This is a genomic window from Rothia sp. HMSC036D11 (assembly GCF_001814205.1).
Lineage (GTDB): Bacteria > Actinomycetota > Actinomycetes > Actinomycetales > Micrococcaceae > Rothia > Rothia dentocariosa.
In genome coordinates this window covers 325,093-340,860 of sequence record NZ_KV815300.1, presented here as the reverse complement: position 1 = coordinate 340,860, position 15,768 = coordinate 325,093, and the positions used below count along the sequence as shown (strand labels likewise).

The window sequence follows — 15,768 nt, the reverse complement described above, 5'->3', positions numbered from 1 at the left end:
GTACCCCCGGTGAGCCCGGTCAGCCCGGTCAGCCCAGCACCCCCGATAACAACAAGGGTGGTGGCGACTGGAACATCGGTGGCGGCGGCTACTACGAAGGTGACTTCAACCTCAACGGTCACTACCAAGGTGGCTGGGACTTTGGCGCAACCGTTCCCGGATGGGGCCAGTGGGACAACGGCGGTGACGACTGCTTCCAAGGCGGCGGTAATTTTTTTCAGGTAACTCCTGGGGAAAATAATGCCGTAACGCCCGCACCTAACGGTCACGGCGGTCTTGGTTGGGTAGGCGATAACGCTACTCCTAACACCCCAGGTAATGCTGGAAATACGCCCGCACCTAACGGTCACGGCGGTTTGGGTCAGACTGGCGATACCCCGCAGTCGGTAGCTCCTGACACCACTGGTCAGGGCGGTCTCGGTCAGGTTGGTGGCAACACCACCACCGAAACTGGACAGGCTACCGGAAGCGAAAGCCAGGGTGCACAGTTCGGTCAGCTGAGCGAGAGCTACACTCGCACTTCTGAAGGCGAAATCCTCCAGGAGCAGCAGCGTCATCAAGATCATGGCGGACTGGGCCTGACTGCTGATAACGATTCCGACAACGGTCGGGGTGGTTTGGGTCAGACCGGTGACAACCGGGCTCCCCAGCATCAGGGTACTGTGACCATCAGCAACGATGTCGATATTGACCTCAACGCTGGCGCGGTATCCCGCGGTAGCGAGGCCGTGAACACCAATGCTTCTGAAGATGTTAATGGTGGCGGCGCCGGTCTTGTTGGCAACGGTTCTGAGAATAACAATGGTGGCGGCGCCGGCCTCGTCGGCAATGCTCCCAATGTTAATGGCGGTGGTGCCGGTCTCGTTGGCGATAACGGCAACGGCGGTTCCGCACAGGTGAACGGCGGCGGCAACGCAGCTGTTAACCAGGCCACTCAGGCAGACAACGGTAGCTCCGCGAGCTCCCAGAAGTCAGGAAGCTTGGCACACACCGGTGTCAGTGGCGTTCTGTTCGCCGCTGGGCTGGGTCTGCTCTCCCTGATGACCGGACTTGTGGTTCTGTTGACTCGCCGCAACAAGGCCTAATTAACGACGAATTGTCGTTATAGAGGTTACAAATTCGGGGTGGGTATCTCTCTCATGAGGTATCCACCCCGTTTTTGTGCGTAAAGACGGTTATTGCCTAGATGGGGGCAGTGCACATACAGCTTTCGAAGTGGCGTAGCACGTATGAGAGATGTAGTATTAGAGCTTGATTAGAAAAATTTAGGCATCATTAGAAATACTTCAGGATGCCGTAACGGCGTTTCTTCAGAGGATACGCACATAAGATCTTCCGGCTTAGATATTGAGGGAACACCAGGAGAAAGCTGATGGCTGTGTGACACCCGCATATCTGGGAAGTTTCAGAATAGAGAGAAAACAATGGCACAAACTTCACAACAGTCTTCGTCAGCATCGGATGCGAGTGATGCTGCTGCAGATACTGATCTGAAACGCGGTCTTTCGGCACGTCATATGCAGATGATCGCCATCGGCGGCGCTATCGGCACCGGTCTGTTTGTTGCATCCGGCAAAACTATCTCTACCGCCGGGCCGGGCGGCGCTATCGTTGCTTACGGGCTGATCGGTATTATGGTGCTGTTCCTCATGCAGTCTCTGGGTGAGATGGCAGCGCATCTGCCCGTCCCAGGTTCGTTTCAAACCTACGCAACACGTTACGTTTCATCATCCTTCGGGTTTGCCATGGGGTGGAACTACTGGTTTAACTGGGCAATCACCGTCGCGGCCGAGCTTGTAGCGGTCGGGGAAGTGATGAAGTATTGGCTTCCTGAAACTCCCTCGTGGGTGTGGGCGGGCATCTTCTTAGTTCTCTTGACGGGGCTTAATGCTCTTTCTGCCAAAGCCTACGGTGAAGGCGAATTCTGGCTTGCCACTATTAAGGTGGTCACCGTTATCGTGTTCTTAATTGCGGGAATTGCGATGATCTTCGGGGTTCTCGGAGGCGCATCACCGGGTACTTCAAACTGGACCACGGGCGAAGCTCCTTTTGTAGGCGGGCCCGTCGCTATTTTCGCTATCTTCATGGTCGCCGGGTTCTCTTTCCAGGGTACCGAGATGATCGGTATTGCCGCCGGAGAATCCAAGAACCCCCGTCGCGATGTGCCGCGCGCACTCACCAGCGTATTCTGGCGCATCATGCTGTTCTATATCGGTGCCATGGTGGTTATAGGATTCCTTATTCCTTACACCGATCCGAATCTGCTCACCGCAGCCGAAGGCGATATTAACATTTCTCCCTTCACCCTTATCTTTGAACGCGCTGGTATTGCCTTCGCCGCTGCAGCGATGAACGCCGTGATTCTTACCGCCGTGCTCTCTGCAGGTAACTCGGGCCTCTATGTCTCGGCACGCATGTTGTTCTCACTCGCGCAGGAGGGTAAAGCCCCCAAGATTTTCACGAAGGTCAATAAGGGGGGCGTGCCAATGCCCGCCCTCATGGCAACTTCCGCCGTGGGAGCTATCGGATTTATCGCCTCCGTTATTTCGCCGGATGCGGCCTACCTGTGGCTAGTTAATGTTTCGGGTCTAGCCGGTTTCATTACCTGGGTTGGTATCGCGGTGGCACACTATAGGTTCCGCCGTGCATATATGCGGCAGGGGCATAACCTTAACGACCTTCCCTATACGGCGCCCTTCTTCCCGGTGGGGCCGATTATTGCCTTCATTATGTGTCTGCTGGTGATCGGTGGGCAGAACTACGAGGCGATCCTTGCGGGAGACTGGGTGGGCGTGATGAGCTCATATATAGGCCTGCCGGTCTTTGCGGCAGTTTGGGCTATTCACGCTATCGTAACCCGCGACCGTTTGATTCCGCTGGAACAGGTGGATGTCTCGGGTCTTGAGGTTAAAACGAGCAAGTAATTTCGGCGAACGAATTATCAATAAAAAGACCGCCGGAGGAATATCGTGAGGTATTCCCCGGCGGGTTTTATTGCTATAAAATCACATTTTGATAAAGAGTTTCACGGTAAACTATTATGCGGTAGTACCATTTTTTAACGGTATATATGTTTCAACTCCGTGGGTAAATATAAAGATATAATAAAGTTTGCCCGAAATGCTTTACCTCCGTGTTGTGAGCAGGGTATGTTTGTAAAGACATAGAACGTTCACTATTGTGAACCTTCTCTTATGTACGATATGAAGCTTCCTGACCTTTGGTTCGTGCATTCGTAGGTTTACGATCGGTTAAGCCTCATGTGAGCGCTCTATGAGAATACCCCGTAAGGTATCGTCGGGGATGTATAGATTCGTTTGAAGCACTCACTGTTTTCAGGGGATGTGCCCTCTGGGAAAAAGCACAGACATGAATGCTCAAGCTAGGATAAGACCCCCGTAGCGTGTTTAGGGTAGAGGCACGGCGGGGGTCTAAGCCTGCCCGTGCAGGAATTGATGTGAACGCACTAAAGCTGGGGATTTAGACGTGGCAGTATTTTCTTTTGATGATGAAAATTTTTATATATACTCCACAATAAAATTAGAAAATACTTTCGTCCGGAAAAATATCATATATATAGAGCATGTAGTCATACATCGATAATGTACATATCCTGGCGGGTCACCTATCTTAACGTTAGGTGTACCAGACAGATTCTCCGGCGTAGGATTGGCACTATGGATATAGTTATTAAGCGCATATATGAAGAGCCTTTCCCGGATGACGGATACCGGGTACTCGTTGATAGGCTTTGGCCGCGCGGAGTCTCAAAAGATAAGGCTCATCTTGATGAATGGGCGAAGGACTTAGCTCCTTCGACGGAGGCTCGCCGAGATTTTGGGCATAAACCAGAGAATTTTGAATCCTTCAAACAACGCTATCTGAACGAGCTTGACAGTAATTCAGAGGTGTACCCCGAGCTTGAGCGTATGGTTGCGGGTGCGCAGAAGCTCCAGTCCTCTCGCGTTACGCTTTTGTACGGCGCTAAGAGCCCTACCTGCAACCACGCGGTCATTCTGCGTGATTACCTCATAGACCGGCTGAAGAGCCTCTGAAATTTTGGCTGATACGCGCTGTACATAAGCTACTGTAGAAAGATGGTTGATGAACATTCAGCAATTGATACGGCACAGAGAATTGTGCATGTTTCTGCAGTGGTAATCCGCAATCACGCCGGGCACGTACTGACCGTGCGTAAAGCCGCCTCACATGGGTTTATGATGCCCGGAGGTAAACCCGATGCGGGGGAGAGCCCCTTGTATACGGCGGTGCGTGAGGTTACTGAAGAGCTGGGATTTGCGCCGGATCCTGCCCAGATGGTGTACCTTGGCAAGTTTGACGCCCCCGCCCTGAACGAAAGCGGATTCGTGGTACGTGCCGAAACTTTTGAATATATGCCGCATCCGCAAGAGGAAAAGATACTTGAGCAGCTGAGCCCGCATGCCGAAATTGCTGAATTACGTTGGGTAGACCCCGCAGCGGACTATACCGATCAGGCACCTCTGAACACTGAGTGTATATTCCCGCTTATCTGCAGCATAAGTCCTGGCGAAACGCCATCGGTGCCGCTGTGAATCCGCTGAAAATATGCGCGATATGAGCGATAAGGCTTGCGCTCGGCTGCGCGGAGGCGGTAGGGTGCATAGGGATAAATCACCCGTAAAAATTTTACGTTGACGCACGCGTTCCGCGCACCGTCGCGTGTATGAACGCATCCGATGAAAGAAGCAGAACATGAGAGATAGTTTTAACCTTGCCGTGTATTGCGGCGCTACTATGGGCAATGACCCCGATTTTGCCGCCTGCGCCCGTGAGTTGGGAACCCTATGCGCAAAACGTGGCGTGGGGGTAGTTTATGGAGGCGGCCGCACCGGTCTGATGGGAACCGTCGCGGGCGCGACCCTGGATGCGGGCGGCAAAGTCTACGGCGTGGTCACCCACCAGCTCGTGGAGTGGGAGGGCGTGTACCCCGGGCAGACAACCCTCGATATTGTCGATACCATGCATCAGCGTAAGATCGCCATGATTAATAAGGCCGACGCCTTCGTTGCGATGCCCGGTGGCCCCGGAACCTTGGAAGAATTTTTCGAGGTATTTAGCTGGCAATTCCTCAAGATTCACACGAAGCCTGTGGCGCTCCTGAATGTTAATGGGTACTGGGATAAGCTCGTTGAGGCGATGCAATATATGGCTAGCACTGAGCTTTTGCGCCCTTCATACCTGGAACGTTTGATTGTTGTTGACACTCCCGAAGAGCTTATGAAGGTGCTTGGGAAATAGCCCGGAAGCTCTGGAGAAACCAACTACTTACACGCCCGTGGCCTGAGCGCTGCGGGCGTTTTTGCATCACCCGTCGGTAGGGGGGGGCGTGGACGCGTCTAGTTTTTACCGCGCGCCCTGCTCAGAAGCGAAGAAAGTGGCAGAATATGCACAATAATCCATACGGGCGTGAGCGTCATCATAAGCATATAGAGAACCCGAATCAGGGACTCCATGTGAGGGTCTTCTGAGAGCATGCCCAGATAGACCGTCACTCCCAGTACCACGCCGGTGGAGAGTATCAAATAGAGTAATGCCCACAGCACTTCGGAGCGGCTGGCGTGCCCGCGACCGAGCGTGTAGAAGCGGTAAAACCGCCCCACCGCCTGAAGGAACGAAGCACCTTCTAACGCCTGCGCGGGTTCACGAACAGCGGCTAGCGCCTCCTGCTCATCATCAACGCCGATTTCGCGCAGGGCATCGGGGGTATCCTGGAGAAGAAAAACGGGTTCTTCTTTGTGACGGTGTGTGCGTGCCATACCTCTAGGGTACCCGACGACGTGTAAAGGACAATGATGACAAAGACCCTTCTCATCACCTATTTCGGCCCGTTTCCCGGCGTGAGCGTGAACCCGAGCGGGGTAACAGCGCTACAGGTAGCTGATTTACTCGCCGACGAATCTGCGGTACGGGTTATAACCCGTGAGATTCCGGTGAGCTATGCGGGGTCTTCAGAGGCTTTAGGAGAGATGCTGACCGATATTCGCCCGGATGCGGTGCTCAGCTTGGGTGTGGCAGTCGGACGGGATAAGGTGAGCTTTGAGAGGGTTGCTATCAACCTGGACTCCGCCGATATTGAGGATAATGACGGTGTGGTGCGTGTGGATGAGGCGATCGCCCCGGATGGACGCGAAGCGTATTTTTCGACCCTGCCGGTGCGGGCAAGCTATGAGCGTTTGCGCGGTGTGGGACTGCCGGTTGAGACTTCGTACACCGCCGGAACCTATGTGTGCAACCACGTATTTTATGAGGTACACCGTATTCTGGAACTCCAGGGGCGGCGGATTCCTGCGGGGTTTGTGCATATTCCCGCCACGCAAGTCGATCATGAGCCCTCTGACGCACAGACAACGTTTACTGCGCATGCCGATGCCGGGGGAGTAGAGAGCGACTCGGTGCCGACTCTGCCTGAGGCAGTGGTTGCGCGCATCGTGGCGGAGCTGGTGCGCGACACCCTCAAGGTTATGTAGGCTCATTCATGCCATAGAACTGGGAAGACGAACGAAAGCGGCGGTTAAAACGCGGTGCCCCCGATGAGAGATTCATCGGGGGCACCGCACATATTAGCCTAGGGCACTGCTACTTGCGGTGCTTAAGGTAGTAGTCGATCAGGGATGCGGTCGAAGAATCCTGGCGTGCCAGAACCTCGCGGTCTCCTTCGATAGCAGGCACCAAATCAAGCGCCAACTTCTTGCCGAGTTCGACGCCCCACTGGTCGAAGGAATCGATACCCCATACGATACCCTGCACAAAGGTGATGTGCTCATAGAGGGCAATCAGCTCGCCCAGCACCCGCGGAGTCAGGCGAGAAGCCATAATAGAGGTCGAAGGACGGTTGCCGCTGAAGATACGGGCGTTTACCACATGCTCGGCGGTACCTTCGGCACGTACCTCATCCTCGGTTTTGCCGAAGGCAAGCGCCTGAGTCTGCGCAAAGAAGTTTGCGAGGAAGAGCTCGTGCACATCCTGCTCGCCATCCTTGGTGGGGTGAGCCGGGTTGGCGAAGGCCAGGAAGTCCGCAGGGATAAGGCGGGTGCCCTGGTGGATCAGTTGGTAGAAAGCGTGCTGACCGTTGGTGCCGGGCTCGCCCCAGAAAACCTCGCCCGTGGAGTAGTCCACGAAAGAACCGTCGGCGCGCACGGATTTACCGTTGGACTCCATGGTGAGCTGCTGCAGATAGGCGGGGAAACGGTGCAGATATTGGTCGTAGGGTAGAACCGCGTGGGTTTCGGCACCCAAGAAGTTCACGTACCATACGTTAAGCAAGCCCATGAGTACGGGCACATTCTTTTCAAAGGGCGCGGTGCGGAAGTGCTCGTCCATGGCGTGGAAGCCCGCGAGGAATTCCTCGAAAACCTTCGGACCGAAGACGATGGCTAGCGAGGTGCCGATTGCAGAGTCTACGGAGTAGCGACCGCCTACCCAGTCCCAGAAGCCGAAGGCATTTTCGGGGTCAATGCCGAAGGCAGCAACTTTATCGAGTGCGGTTGAAACGGCGATAAAGTGCTTAGCCACGGCTTCTTCTGCGGTTTTTCCCTGCAGGGCGTTCGCCTCGCCAAGCGCGGTGAGCAGCCAATCGCGTGCCACACGAGCGTTGGTCAGGGTTTCTAGGGTGCCGAAGGTCTTCGAAGCAACGATGAACAGGGTAGTTTCGGGGTCAAGATCAGAAACTTTTTCGGCAACATCGGTCGGGTCGATATTTGAGATGAACCGTGCGGAAATCCCGGCATCGGCGTAAGGCTTAAGCGCCTCGTACACCATCACGGGACCAAGGTCGGAACCGCCAATACCAATATTCACCACGGTCTCGATGCGCTTGCCGCTCACGCCGGTCCACTCGCCCGAACGCACACGATCGGCAAAAGCGTAAATCTTGTTCAGAACGGCGTGAACATCGCTATCGACATCCTGCCCATCAACAACAAGAGCGGGGGAGTAGCCTTTGGGGCGGCGCAGCGCGGTGTGCAGAACCGCGCGGTCCTCGGTCACGTTAATGTGTTCGCCAGTGAACATAGCATCGCGGCGTTCGGCGAGGTTCACCTCTTCGGCGAGTTTGAGCAAAAGCTGCACGGTCTCTTCGGTGACGAGGTTCTTCGAGAGGTCTACGTGCAGGTCTGCGGCATCAAAACTAAATTTCTGGGCGCGGGAAGGATCCTGCTCAAACCAGGCTCGCAGATTCGGAGTGAGCGATACTTTGTGCTGGGTTAGTGCTGACCACGCGCTGGTGGTCGTCGGGTTCGTAATAGTCATGGTTCTTATTTTCTCTCTTTCAACCCGGTGATGTCACCTTCATACAGGCGTTTACCTGAAGGTTTTGCGCGTTCTTGCGCTTTTGGTGACCACAACGTTTGGGTGCGGCGCATAATTCCCGCCAGGCATTATCCAAAGAACTGCACGCGTTGGAGGGGAGCTTTTACGAATCCTCAGGGTGCCCTCAAGGGTTAGCAAACCGTCCTCTAAATGCACACGAAAATATGCATACATTTAGGAGAATACCGGTGGTAGACTGGGGACGTCTTTATAGACCTGCCTCAGTGTATCCGGTAATGCGGGCACGAGCGATGCCGACTTTCGTATAGCGTGCGTGGAAATTCTCGACGGCGCAGCGCATCATGAAAACTCACTCATAACTCACACATTCACTCCAGGATATTGTTTATGCCTATAAACCCGCTGCGGGGAATTCGTGTACCCGCTGCAGAGCATACCCCACCGTATGAATCGTTCCTAGATTCTCGCGGATTCCGCCCCGAAATTCAGGGTTTGCGCGCCTTCGCCGTGCTTCTCGTGGTGCTTTACCACGTGTGGATCGGCAAAGTCTCCGGTGGTGTGGATGTTTTCCTCTTCATCTCGGCTTTCTTGCTTTCGCTCTCGTTCATGCGGAAAATCAACGACGGCAAACCGCTGAACCTGCTGACCTACTGGACTCATGTGTTCGCGCGCCTGTTGCCTGCTGCATCCGTGGTGATTGTGCTGACTCTTGCGGCTTCCTTAGTTATATTGCCAGCGCTGTATTGGAACGCGCGCGCCGTTGATGCCCAGGCCTCGCTGTTTTACTACCAGAACTGGAACTTGGCGAACGGTGCGGTCAATTATTTTGCTCAGGGTATAAGCGATAAATCCCCCTTCCAGCATTTCTGGTCGCTCTCGATTCAGGGACAAATTTTCCTGCTCTGGCCGATACTTTTCGCGGTGGCTGCGTTTCTCGTGCATCGGGTACGCTTCAAGCCCGTACCTGCGGCGGTAACGGTGTTCGGCACTGTATTCATGGCCTCGTTTGCCTTCTCAATCTGGGAGACAAAGCAGATTTCCGCCTACGCATATTTTGATACCCGCACCCGCCTGTGGGAGTTTGCGATTGGTACCCTGCTTGCGGTGATGACGCTGAAATGGAAGCCTCGCCATGTGAGAACCCGCGTGGTAATGGGATGGGTGGGCGCCCTGGGATTAGTCACCTGCGGCGCTGTTTTACCGGTTGAACGAACCTTCCCCGGCTACCTGGCGCTGTGGCCCGTGCTCTCCGGCGCGCTGGTGATGATCGCCGGGCGTACCGACCATAAATTCGCGATCGACCGTCTGCTAGTCTCCACGCCGCTGCAAAGCTTGGGCAATATTTCTTACGCCCTGTACCTAGTGCACTGGCCCTTGCTCGTGCTCTACAGTGCTGCGGTCAATAAACCTCGCGTGAATTTTCTGGAAGGCACGGTGATTATTGCCGTTTCAATCGGTTTGGCATGGGTTTTGAGCACCTATATCGAGAAGCCGCTGCGCAGCCGATGCGGCGTATTTCTTGATAAAACGGTCTCGAAACTGCGCGTGACCACGATTTTTACCCCCACTCTCTGGGTGAATCAGCTCGCCTATGTATTCGTGATTCTGCTGGTGATAGGAGTCCCCGTTCTGAGCGTTCGCACCTGGGCGCAACAGCGCGATATAACCGTGATCCAGAATACTGAAGAGCTAGTGAAAAATGACGGGGCAACATATCCTGGCGCCCGAGCAGTCGGCACGGACCAAATGTCGCGTGTGTCAAAGCCTATTCCGCAGGATATCCCCATCTACGGGATGCTCGCTGACTGGGGAGAGGGATGCCCCGCACCCTTTACCCCCGTGCATGAGTCTCTGAATAAATCCTGCGCCGTCAAACAGAACGGGGACGATTCGGCACCGCTCACCATTGTTGTTGGCAGCTCGCACGCATTACAGATGACGGCTGCGTTCGAGCCTATCGCCCAGCGTACCGGCACCAATCAGATGAACCTTCTAGAGACAGGATGCCCCTACCCATTCGCAGCACCCGAGGGCTACCTCAACGACCGTAAGAAACGCTGCATCGCGTTCTCACAGAACGCCACGGAAGAAATTCTGCGCCTTAAGCCGACGACCGTAGTGATTATCGCAACTACGACCGATACAAGCGCTGATGCCGAGACCGCAGACCCCAACCTCGACGAAACCCTGCGCGTCTTCACCGATGCGGGTATCCAGGTGATCGGTCTGCGCGATAACCCGCGATTTGCTCAAGATATGTATGTGTGTGCGATTAGGGCTCAGGGGGATAAGAGCAGCTGTTCTGAACCCGTTGAGCAGAAATATGGTGATAATCCCGCCGCACCAATTTTCGAGAAATATGCAGACCGTGGAGCCTATCTGCTCGATTTGAAGGATATCTACTGCCCGGACGGTCTATGCCGCTCAGTGATTGGCAACGTATATGTGTACGCGGATACTAACCACCTCACCAAAGCTTTCGAACACACCCTCGCAGAGACAATATATGAGCGCGCACTCGCCGCAGGATGGAAGCCGGAAGGGCGCTCAGGGTCATAACTCTTAGGCCGCCGGGCTCGTAAATAGACCGCAGAAATACGCCCTCGCTTATGCCAGATGAGCGGGGCGATCACGTGCGCAGATTTCGGGCGGATTTTAGGCATATCAGGACGCATAGGCACAGGAGCGAAGACCGCATGCGGTAGAGTGGAAACTATGAGCGTGCAGCAGAATCTTTACCTGGTTATTTCTCGACGTGGAGAAACCCTTATGAACCATGACGGAACCGTTCATTACCTGCCTGAAGCGCCACAAAACACCATCATCGAAACCAGCCTGGACCCTAAATTTAGAAAGCCCTCCGACCGGGAAGGCACCGATTACCATGCAGCCTACCTGGAAGATGAAGAACTGCTCGCGCTCGCAGAAGATCTCTCCTGTGCTGACACGGATGCGCCCATCAACGCATCGCAGAACGGGTTCCGCTTCTACCCCGTGCACGAAGACCCTGCCGGGCGAGCCCGCTACGCCGCCGCCCTTGCCAAGCGCGACTACCTTCTTGAGATGGAGTACTCCGCGTATTCGGGAGATCCCGCCCTGATCGACGGGGAACGCCAGGTGCGACGCACCGCATCCGGCGAGCTCGTATTCCCGCGCATCGAACCGGCGGTTATGGCGCTCGTCCTCAGCCGAGACGGCGAACGGGTACTCTTGGCGAATAATCGGCTCTGGCACGAAAACCGCTTCGCCCTCATCGCCGGGTTCGTGGACCCCGGCGAGAACCTGGAGCAGGCAGTAGCCCGCGAAGTCTATGAAGAAACCGGGTTGCAGGCTCTCAACCTTGACTACCGCATGAGCGATGTGTGGCCCTTCCCGCGCTCGCTCATGATCTGCTACCGGGTGACGGTCGATGACACCCAACCCGTGGAACATCTAGACGGAGAAATCCGGGCCGCACGCTGGTTCACCGCGCCCGAGTTGGCGCAGGCTATCGCCGAATCTGAAGCTATACGCCAGAAACAGGGAGTGCCCAAACTGGAGCTGCCCGGCACGAATGCGGTTGCCCGCCGCATGCTGGACGACTGGCTGCACGAGAAAAATGCCGGGCGCTGAGTCGACGCCGACTAAAACCTGCGCTCAAGACAAACTAGGGCAAGTGGTACACTGGATAGGCAAGCCCGAGACAGAGGCGCGTTTTGGCGCGCCCGCATGAGAACGCTCGGGCATGCAGCACTGATATCCGCGTCGCGTATCTAAGCTCACGCACCTAACGCGGCGTGCCCCTAGTATTCCCTAGATTTAAGCGAGAAAAATTACGCATGTCTGAAAACACCGCTTCGCGCCCTGATTTGCGCAACGTGGCGATCGTGGCTCACGTTGACCACGGCAAAACCACCATCGTGGATGCGATGCTCAAGCAGACCCACGCGTTCTCGGCGCACGCAGACGTCGAAGACCGCGTGATGGACTCCGGCGACCTTGAAAAGGAAAAAGGCATTACCATCCTCGCGAAGAACACCACCGTGTTCTACGATGGACCCTCCGCGAACGGTGAAACCATCACCATTAACGTGATTGATACCCCCGGGCACGCCGACTTCGGCGGCGAAGTCGAACGCGGCTTGTCTATGGTCGATGGCGTGGTGCTGCTCGTGGACGCCTCCGAAGGTCCGCTGCCGCAGACCCGCTTCGTGCTGCGCAAGGCACTCGCCGCGAAGCTGCCCGTCATTTTGGTGGTGAACAAGGTGGACCGCCCGGATGCGCGCATCGACGAGGTCGTCAGCGAAACTATGGACCTGCTGCTCGGCTTGGCATCTGACCTGGCCGAGGAGGTACCCGACCTTGACCTCGACAGTGTGCTCGATGTGCCGGTCGTCTACGCCTCCGGCAAGGCTGGCGCCGCATCGCTGAACCAACCAGCCGACGGTGCCCTGCCCGATAATGACGACTTGGAACCGCTGTTTAAGACCATTATCGAGCACGTACCCGCCCCCACCTACAACCCCGATGAGGTGCTGCAGGCGCACGTGACCAACCTCGACTCTTCGCCGTTCCTGGGTCGTCTGGCGCTCGTGCGTATCTTCAACGGCACCCTCAAGAAAGGGCAGACCGTCGCTTGGGCACGTCAAGACGGCGATATTAAGAACGTGCGTATCTCTGGGCTGTTGGCAACCAAGGCGCTCGAACGTGTTCCCGCCGAAGAAGCAGGCCCCGGCGAAATCGTGGCGGTCGCCGGTATCGAAGACATTACCATTGGTGAAACCCTGACCGACGCCGAAAACCCCAAGCCGCTGCCACTTATTAAGGTGGACGACCCGGCGATCTCCATGACCATCGGCATTAACACCTCTCCGATGGCGGGCCGCGTCAAGGGCGCGAAGGTGACCGCACGCCAGGTCAAGGACCGTCTTGACCGCGAGCTTATCGGTAACGTCTCCATCAAGGTTCTGCCCACCCAGCGCCCGGATGCTTGGGAAGTTCAGGGCCGCGGCGAGCTCGCCCTCGCTATTTTGGTTGAGCAGATGCGCCGCGAAGGCTTCGAACTGACCGTGGGTAAACCGCAGGTAGTCACCAAAACCATCGACGGCAAACTGTACGAACCGATGGAACACATGATTATTGATGTGCCCGAAGAGCATCTGGGTGCCGTAACCCAGCTGATGGCGGCGCGTAAGGGGCGCATGGAGAACATGTCGAACCACGGCACCGGCTGGGTGCGCATGGAATTCGCTGTACCCGCGCGCGGCCTGATCGGCTTCCGCACCCAGTTCCTCACCGAAACCCGCGGCGCCGGTATCTCGTCGTCGTACTCGATCGACCCCGAACCCTGGGCTGGCGATATTGAGTACCGCACCAACGGTTCGATGATCGCCGACCGTGCCGGCGTGGTAACCCCTTACGCCATGATTAACCTGCAGGAACGCGGCACCTTCTTCGTGGAACCGACCTCCGAAGTATACGAGGGCATGGTCGTGGGCATGAACTCCCGTGCGGACGATATGGAAGTGAATATCACCAAGGAAAAGAAGCTGACCAATATGCGCTCCTCCACCGCAGATAGCTTCGAAAACCTGACCCCGCCCAAGAAGCTCACGCTGGAAGAATGCCTCGAATTCGCCCGCGAAGACGAATGTGTGGAGGTCACTCCCGAAGCTATTCGCATCCGCAAGGTTATTCTGGATGCGAACGAGCGCGTGCGTGAATTCCGCCGCCGTGCCCGCGCCAACTAGGGCACACAAGCATAGCTAACCGCCGGGAGCAGTACGGGCGTTTGTCGTCATGACAAGTAACGATAACCGTACCGCTCCCGGTTGTGGTTTAAGATATAGAAGAACTGTTCTTTGACAGAAGGTCACCTGACACTATGCCTGAAACTTCCGCGCCGCAGTACCCCGCCCAAGGGGAACACCTGATGAAAAACGCGAAACGCGACTTGCTACCGAGCGGCTACACGCCCTCCGAGGCAGTGATGTTGTTCGTACACGCGCATCCAGACGACGAGACCACGGCAACAGGCGCAACGATGGCGTACTACGCCAAGAAGGGTGCCAAGGTGTATTTGCTGACCCTCACCCGAGGCGAAATGGGAGAAGTCATTCCGCCGAAGCTGCAGCATCTTGAAGTGGGCAAACCCGGCAACAGTGACAACGGCGAGGCACTGGGGGAGTACCGCACCGTTGAACTCAACAATGCGACGGCAAAGCTGGGTGTGCGCAAGCGTTTCTTCCTGGGCGAGGAACCCGCCACGGCACCGGGCGCGCTCAATATCTACCGTGATTCCGGCATGGCGTGGGGCAAAGACGGCAAACCGGTGGCGAACCCGAAGGCGAGTGAAGATTCCTTAACCGCCCAGCCGATCGCCCCGCAGGCCGAGGCTATTGCTAATGCCATTCGCGATATTAAGCCCGATGTTCTGATTACCTATGACCTCGACGGTGGCTACGGGCACCCCGACCATGTGCGCACGCACCAGGCCGTGCTTGAAGCACTCAAAATCTTGGGCGATAGTAACGACCGCCCCATACTGACCTGGGGTATTGAAGGAGAATTCTCAGAGCAGGATGCGCGCCAACAATGCGCTATCACCGGCTCAGTCGAGGCCAAACGTGAAGCGATGAAAGCCCACGGAACGCAGATTGTAGTCACCGGGGACACCACCTTTGAATTCTCAAACAAGGTAGAGCAGAAAATTTCAGCGGTTGAAACCTACCGCCTGCTCGACGGTAACGCACAGCGCAAAATTCCCGAAACCCCCACGCAGGCAGGCATCGTATCGCTTCTGATAACTTGCATTCTTCTGGGAACCCTCGCAGGTATCGCGGGCTCAATCTACCACGCCTGGGTCATGTATACGGGTGAAACTCCGCTTCCAATCGGGCTCGTGTTCGGCTTCGCCACCGTATTTTTTGCATCACTGTGGGCTTCCCTCGCACTGCGTCGTGGCGGGGCAACGATTATCACCGGCGCCTTTGCATTCCTGGTGATATATGCGCTCGCCTTTATGCGCCCAGATTCGCCCTTCGTGCTGGTAAACCCGGACTACCCGCCGATTGGTTTATACGGCACGCTATGGCTTTTGGGCACGCCCGTTATCTCTCTGCTCGCCTTTTTCGTCTTCATCCGTACCAAAGAAGGAAACGCCTTCTATAACACCCCGCGGCAGGTTCATTTGCGCCATCGCAGGGCTGAAGAGAAAGCGCGCCGAGCTCAAACGCTTAATAATTCTTCGCGCACTGCACCATAAGCTGTGCTAAAGCTAAGGAATGACATAGAGGCGTCATGAAAAATGTTGTGATGAATATAACTTATTGGAGTTTATATTTTAATTTATTGGCTCTGACTAGGGTAAATAATATTTAGTCACAGGAAAGCCTAGCCTAAAAAATACCGGCGAAGGGCTGCATTATGGCTGTCTGCTACGACACGAAAATCTGCTTAAATGCCCCACTCAAGCTAGAC

At 55.7% G+C, this 15,768-nt stretch carries 11 protein-coding genes and 1 pseudogene; 10 read left to right on the top strand and 2 right to left on the bottom strand.

The window, feature by feature from the left end:
- The 5 genes and pseudogenes from HMPREF2958_RS11010 to HMPREF2958_RS06425 form a co-directional block, all read left to right on the top strand.
- Nucleotides 1–1,085, top strand: a pseudogene (locus HMPREF2958_RS11010) (hypothetical protein); the annotation flags it as partial.
- A 339-nt stretch (nt 1,086–1,424) separates the two neighbouring features.
- Complete coding sequence (locus HMPREF2958_RS06440; protein WP_070697387.1) at nt 1,425–2,924, top strand: amino acid permease; 1,500 nt, start codon at nt 1,425–1,427, stop codon at nt 2,922–2,924.
- Between the two features lie 753 nt (nt 2,925–3,677).
- Nucleotides 3,678–4,055: a DUF488 domain-containing protein gene (locus HMPREF2958_RS06435; protein WP_070697386.1), complete on the top strand. Its 378-nt coding sequence runs from the start codon at nt 3,678–3,680 to the stop codon at nt 4,053–4,055.
- 42 nt (nt 4,056–4,097) lie between these two features.
- On the top strand, nt 4,098–4,574 hold the full coding sequence (locus HMPREF2958_RS06430) for an NUDIX hydrolase (RefSeq protein ID WP_070697384.1): 477 nt from the start codon (nt 4,098–4,100) through the stop codon (nt 4,572–4,574).
- A 160-nt stretch (nt 4,575–4,734) separates the two neighbouring features.
- Nucleotides 4,735–5,280 carry an LOG family protein gene (locus HMPREF2958_RS06425; protein ID WP_004005139.1) on the top strand — a complete coding sequence of 182 codons (546 nt, stop codon included), beginning with the start codon at nt 4,735–4,737 and terminating at the stop codon, nt 5,278–5,280.
- A 98-nt stretch (nt 5,281–5,378) separates the two neighbouring features.
- Here HMPREF2958_RS06425 and HMPREF2958_RS06420 read toward each other — a convergent pair whose 3' ends face one another.
- Nucleotides 5,379–5,798 (bottom strand): hypothetical protein, encoded by a 420-nt coding sequence (locus HMPREF2958_RS06420; RefSeq protein ID WP_070697382.1) that lies wholly within the window; start codon nt 5,796–5,798, stop codon nt 5,379–5,381.
- Between the two features lie 36 nt (nt 5,799–5,834).
- Here HMPREF2958_RS06420 and HMPREF2958_RS06415 point away from each other — a divergent pair, with 36 nt between their 5' ends.
- Nucleotides 5,835–6,509: a pyroglutamyl-peptidase I gene (locus HMPREF2958_RS06415; RefSeq protein WP_070697381.1), complete on the top strand. Its 675-nt coding sequence runs from the start codon at nt 5,835–5,837 to the stop codon at nt 6,507–6,509.
- Nucleotides 6,510–6,618: 109 nt separating this feature from the next.
- On the opposite strand, the gene pgi is transcribed toward HMPREF2958_RS06415, so the two are convergent.
- The gene (pgi, locus tag HMPREF2958_RS06410) at nt 6,619–8,289 is read right to left on the bottom strand and encodes a glucose-6-phosphate isomerase (RefSeq protein WP_070697379.1); all 1,671 of its coding nucleotides are present in this window, start codon (nt 8,287–8,289) and stop codon (nt 6,619–6,621) included.
- A gap of 408 nt (nt 8,290–8,697) precedes the next feature.
- Here pgi and HMPREF2958_RS06405 point away from each other — a divergent pair, with 408 nt between their 5' ends.
- The 4 genes from HMPREF2958_RS06405 to HMPREF2958_RS06390 all read left to right on the top strand — a co-directional run bounded on the left by HMPREF2958_RS06405 (nt 8,698) and on the right by HMPREF2958_RS06390 (nt 15,553).
- Nucleotides 8,698–10,869 (top strand): acyltransferase family protein, encoded by a 2,172-nt coding sequence (locus tag HMPREF2958_RS06405; RefSeq protein WP_070697377.1) that lies wholly within the window; start codon nt 8,698–8,700, stop codon nt 10,867–10,869.
- Nucleotides 10,870–11,025: 156 nt separating this feature from the next.
- Complete coding sequence (locus tag HMPREF2958_RS06400; RefSeq protein WP_070697418.1) at nt 11,026–11,922, top strand: NAD(+) diphosphatase; 897 nt, start codon at nt 11,026–11,028, stop codon at nt 11,920–11,922.
- 206 nt (nt 11,923–12,128) lie between these two features.
- Nucleotides 12,129–14,039, top strand: coding sequence for a translational GTPase TypA (gene typA / locus HMPREF2958_RS06395; RefSeq protein ID WP_070697375.1), 1,911 nt, complete (start codon nt 12,129–12,131; stop codon nt 14,037–14,039).
- A 134-nt stretch (nt 14,040–14,173) separates the two neighbouring features.
- The gene (locus tag HMPREF2958_RS06390) at nt 14,174–15,553 is read left to right on the top strand and encodes a PIG-L family deacetylase (protein WP_070697374.1); all 1,380 of its coding nucleotides are present in this window, start codon (nt 14,174–14,176) and stop codon (nt 15,551–15,553) included.
- Nucleotides 15,554–15,768 lie beyond the last annotated feature (215 nt).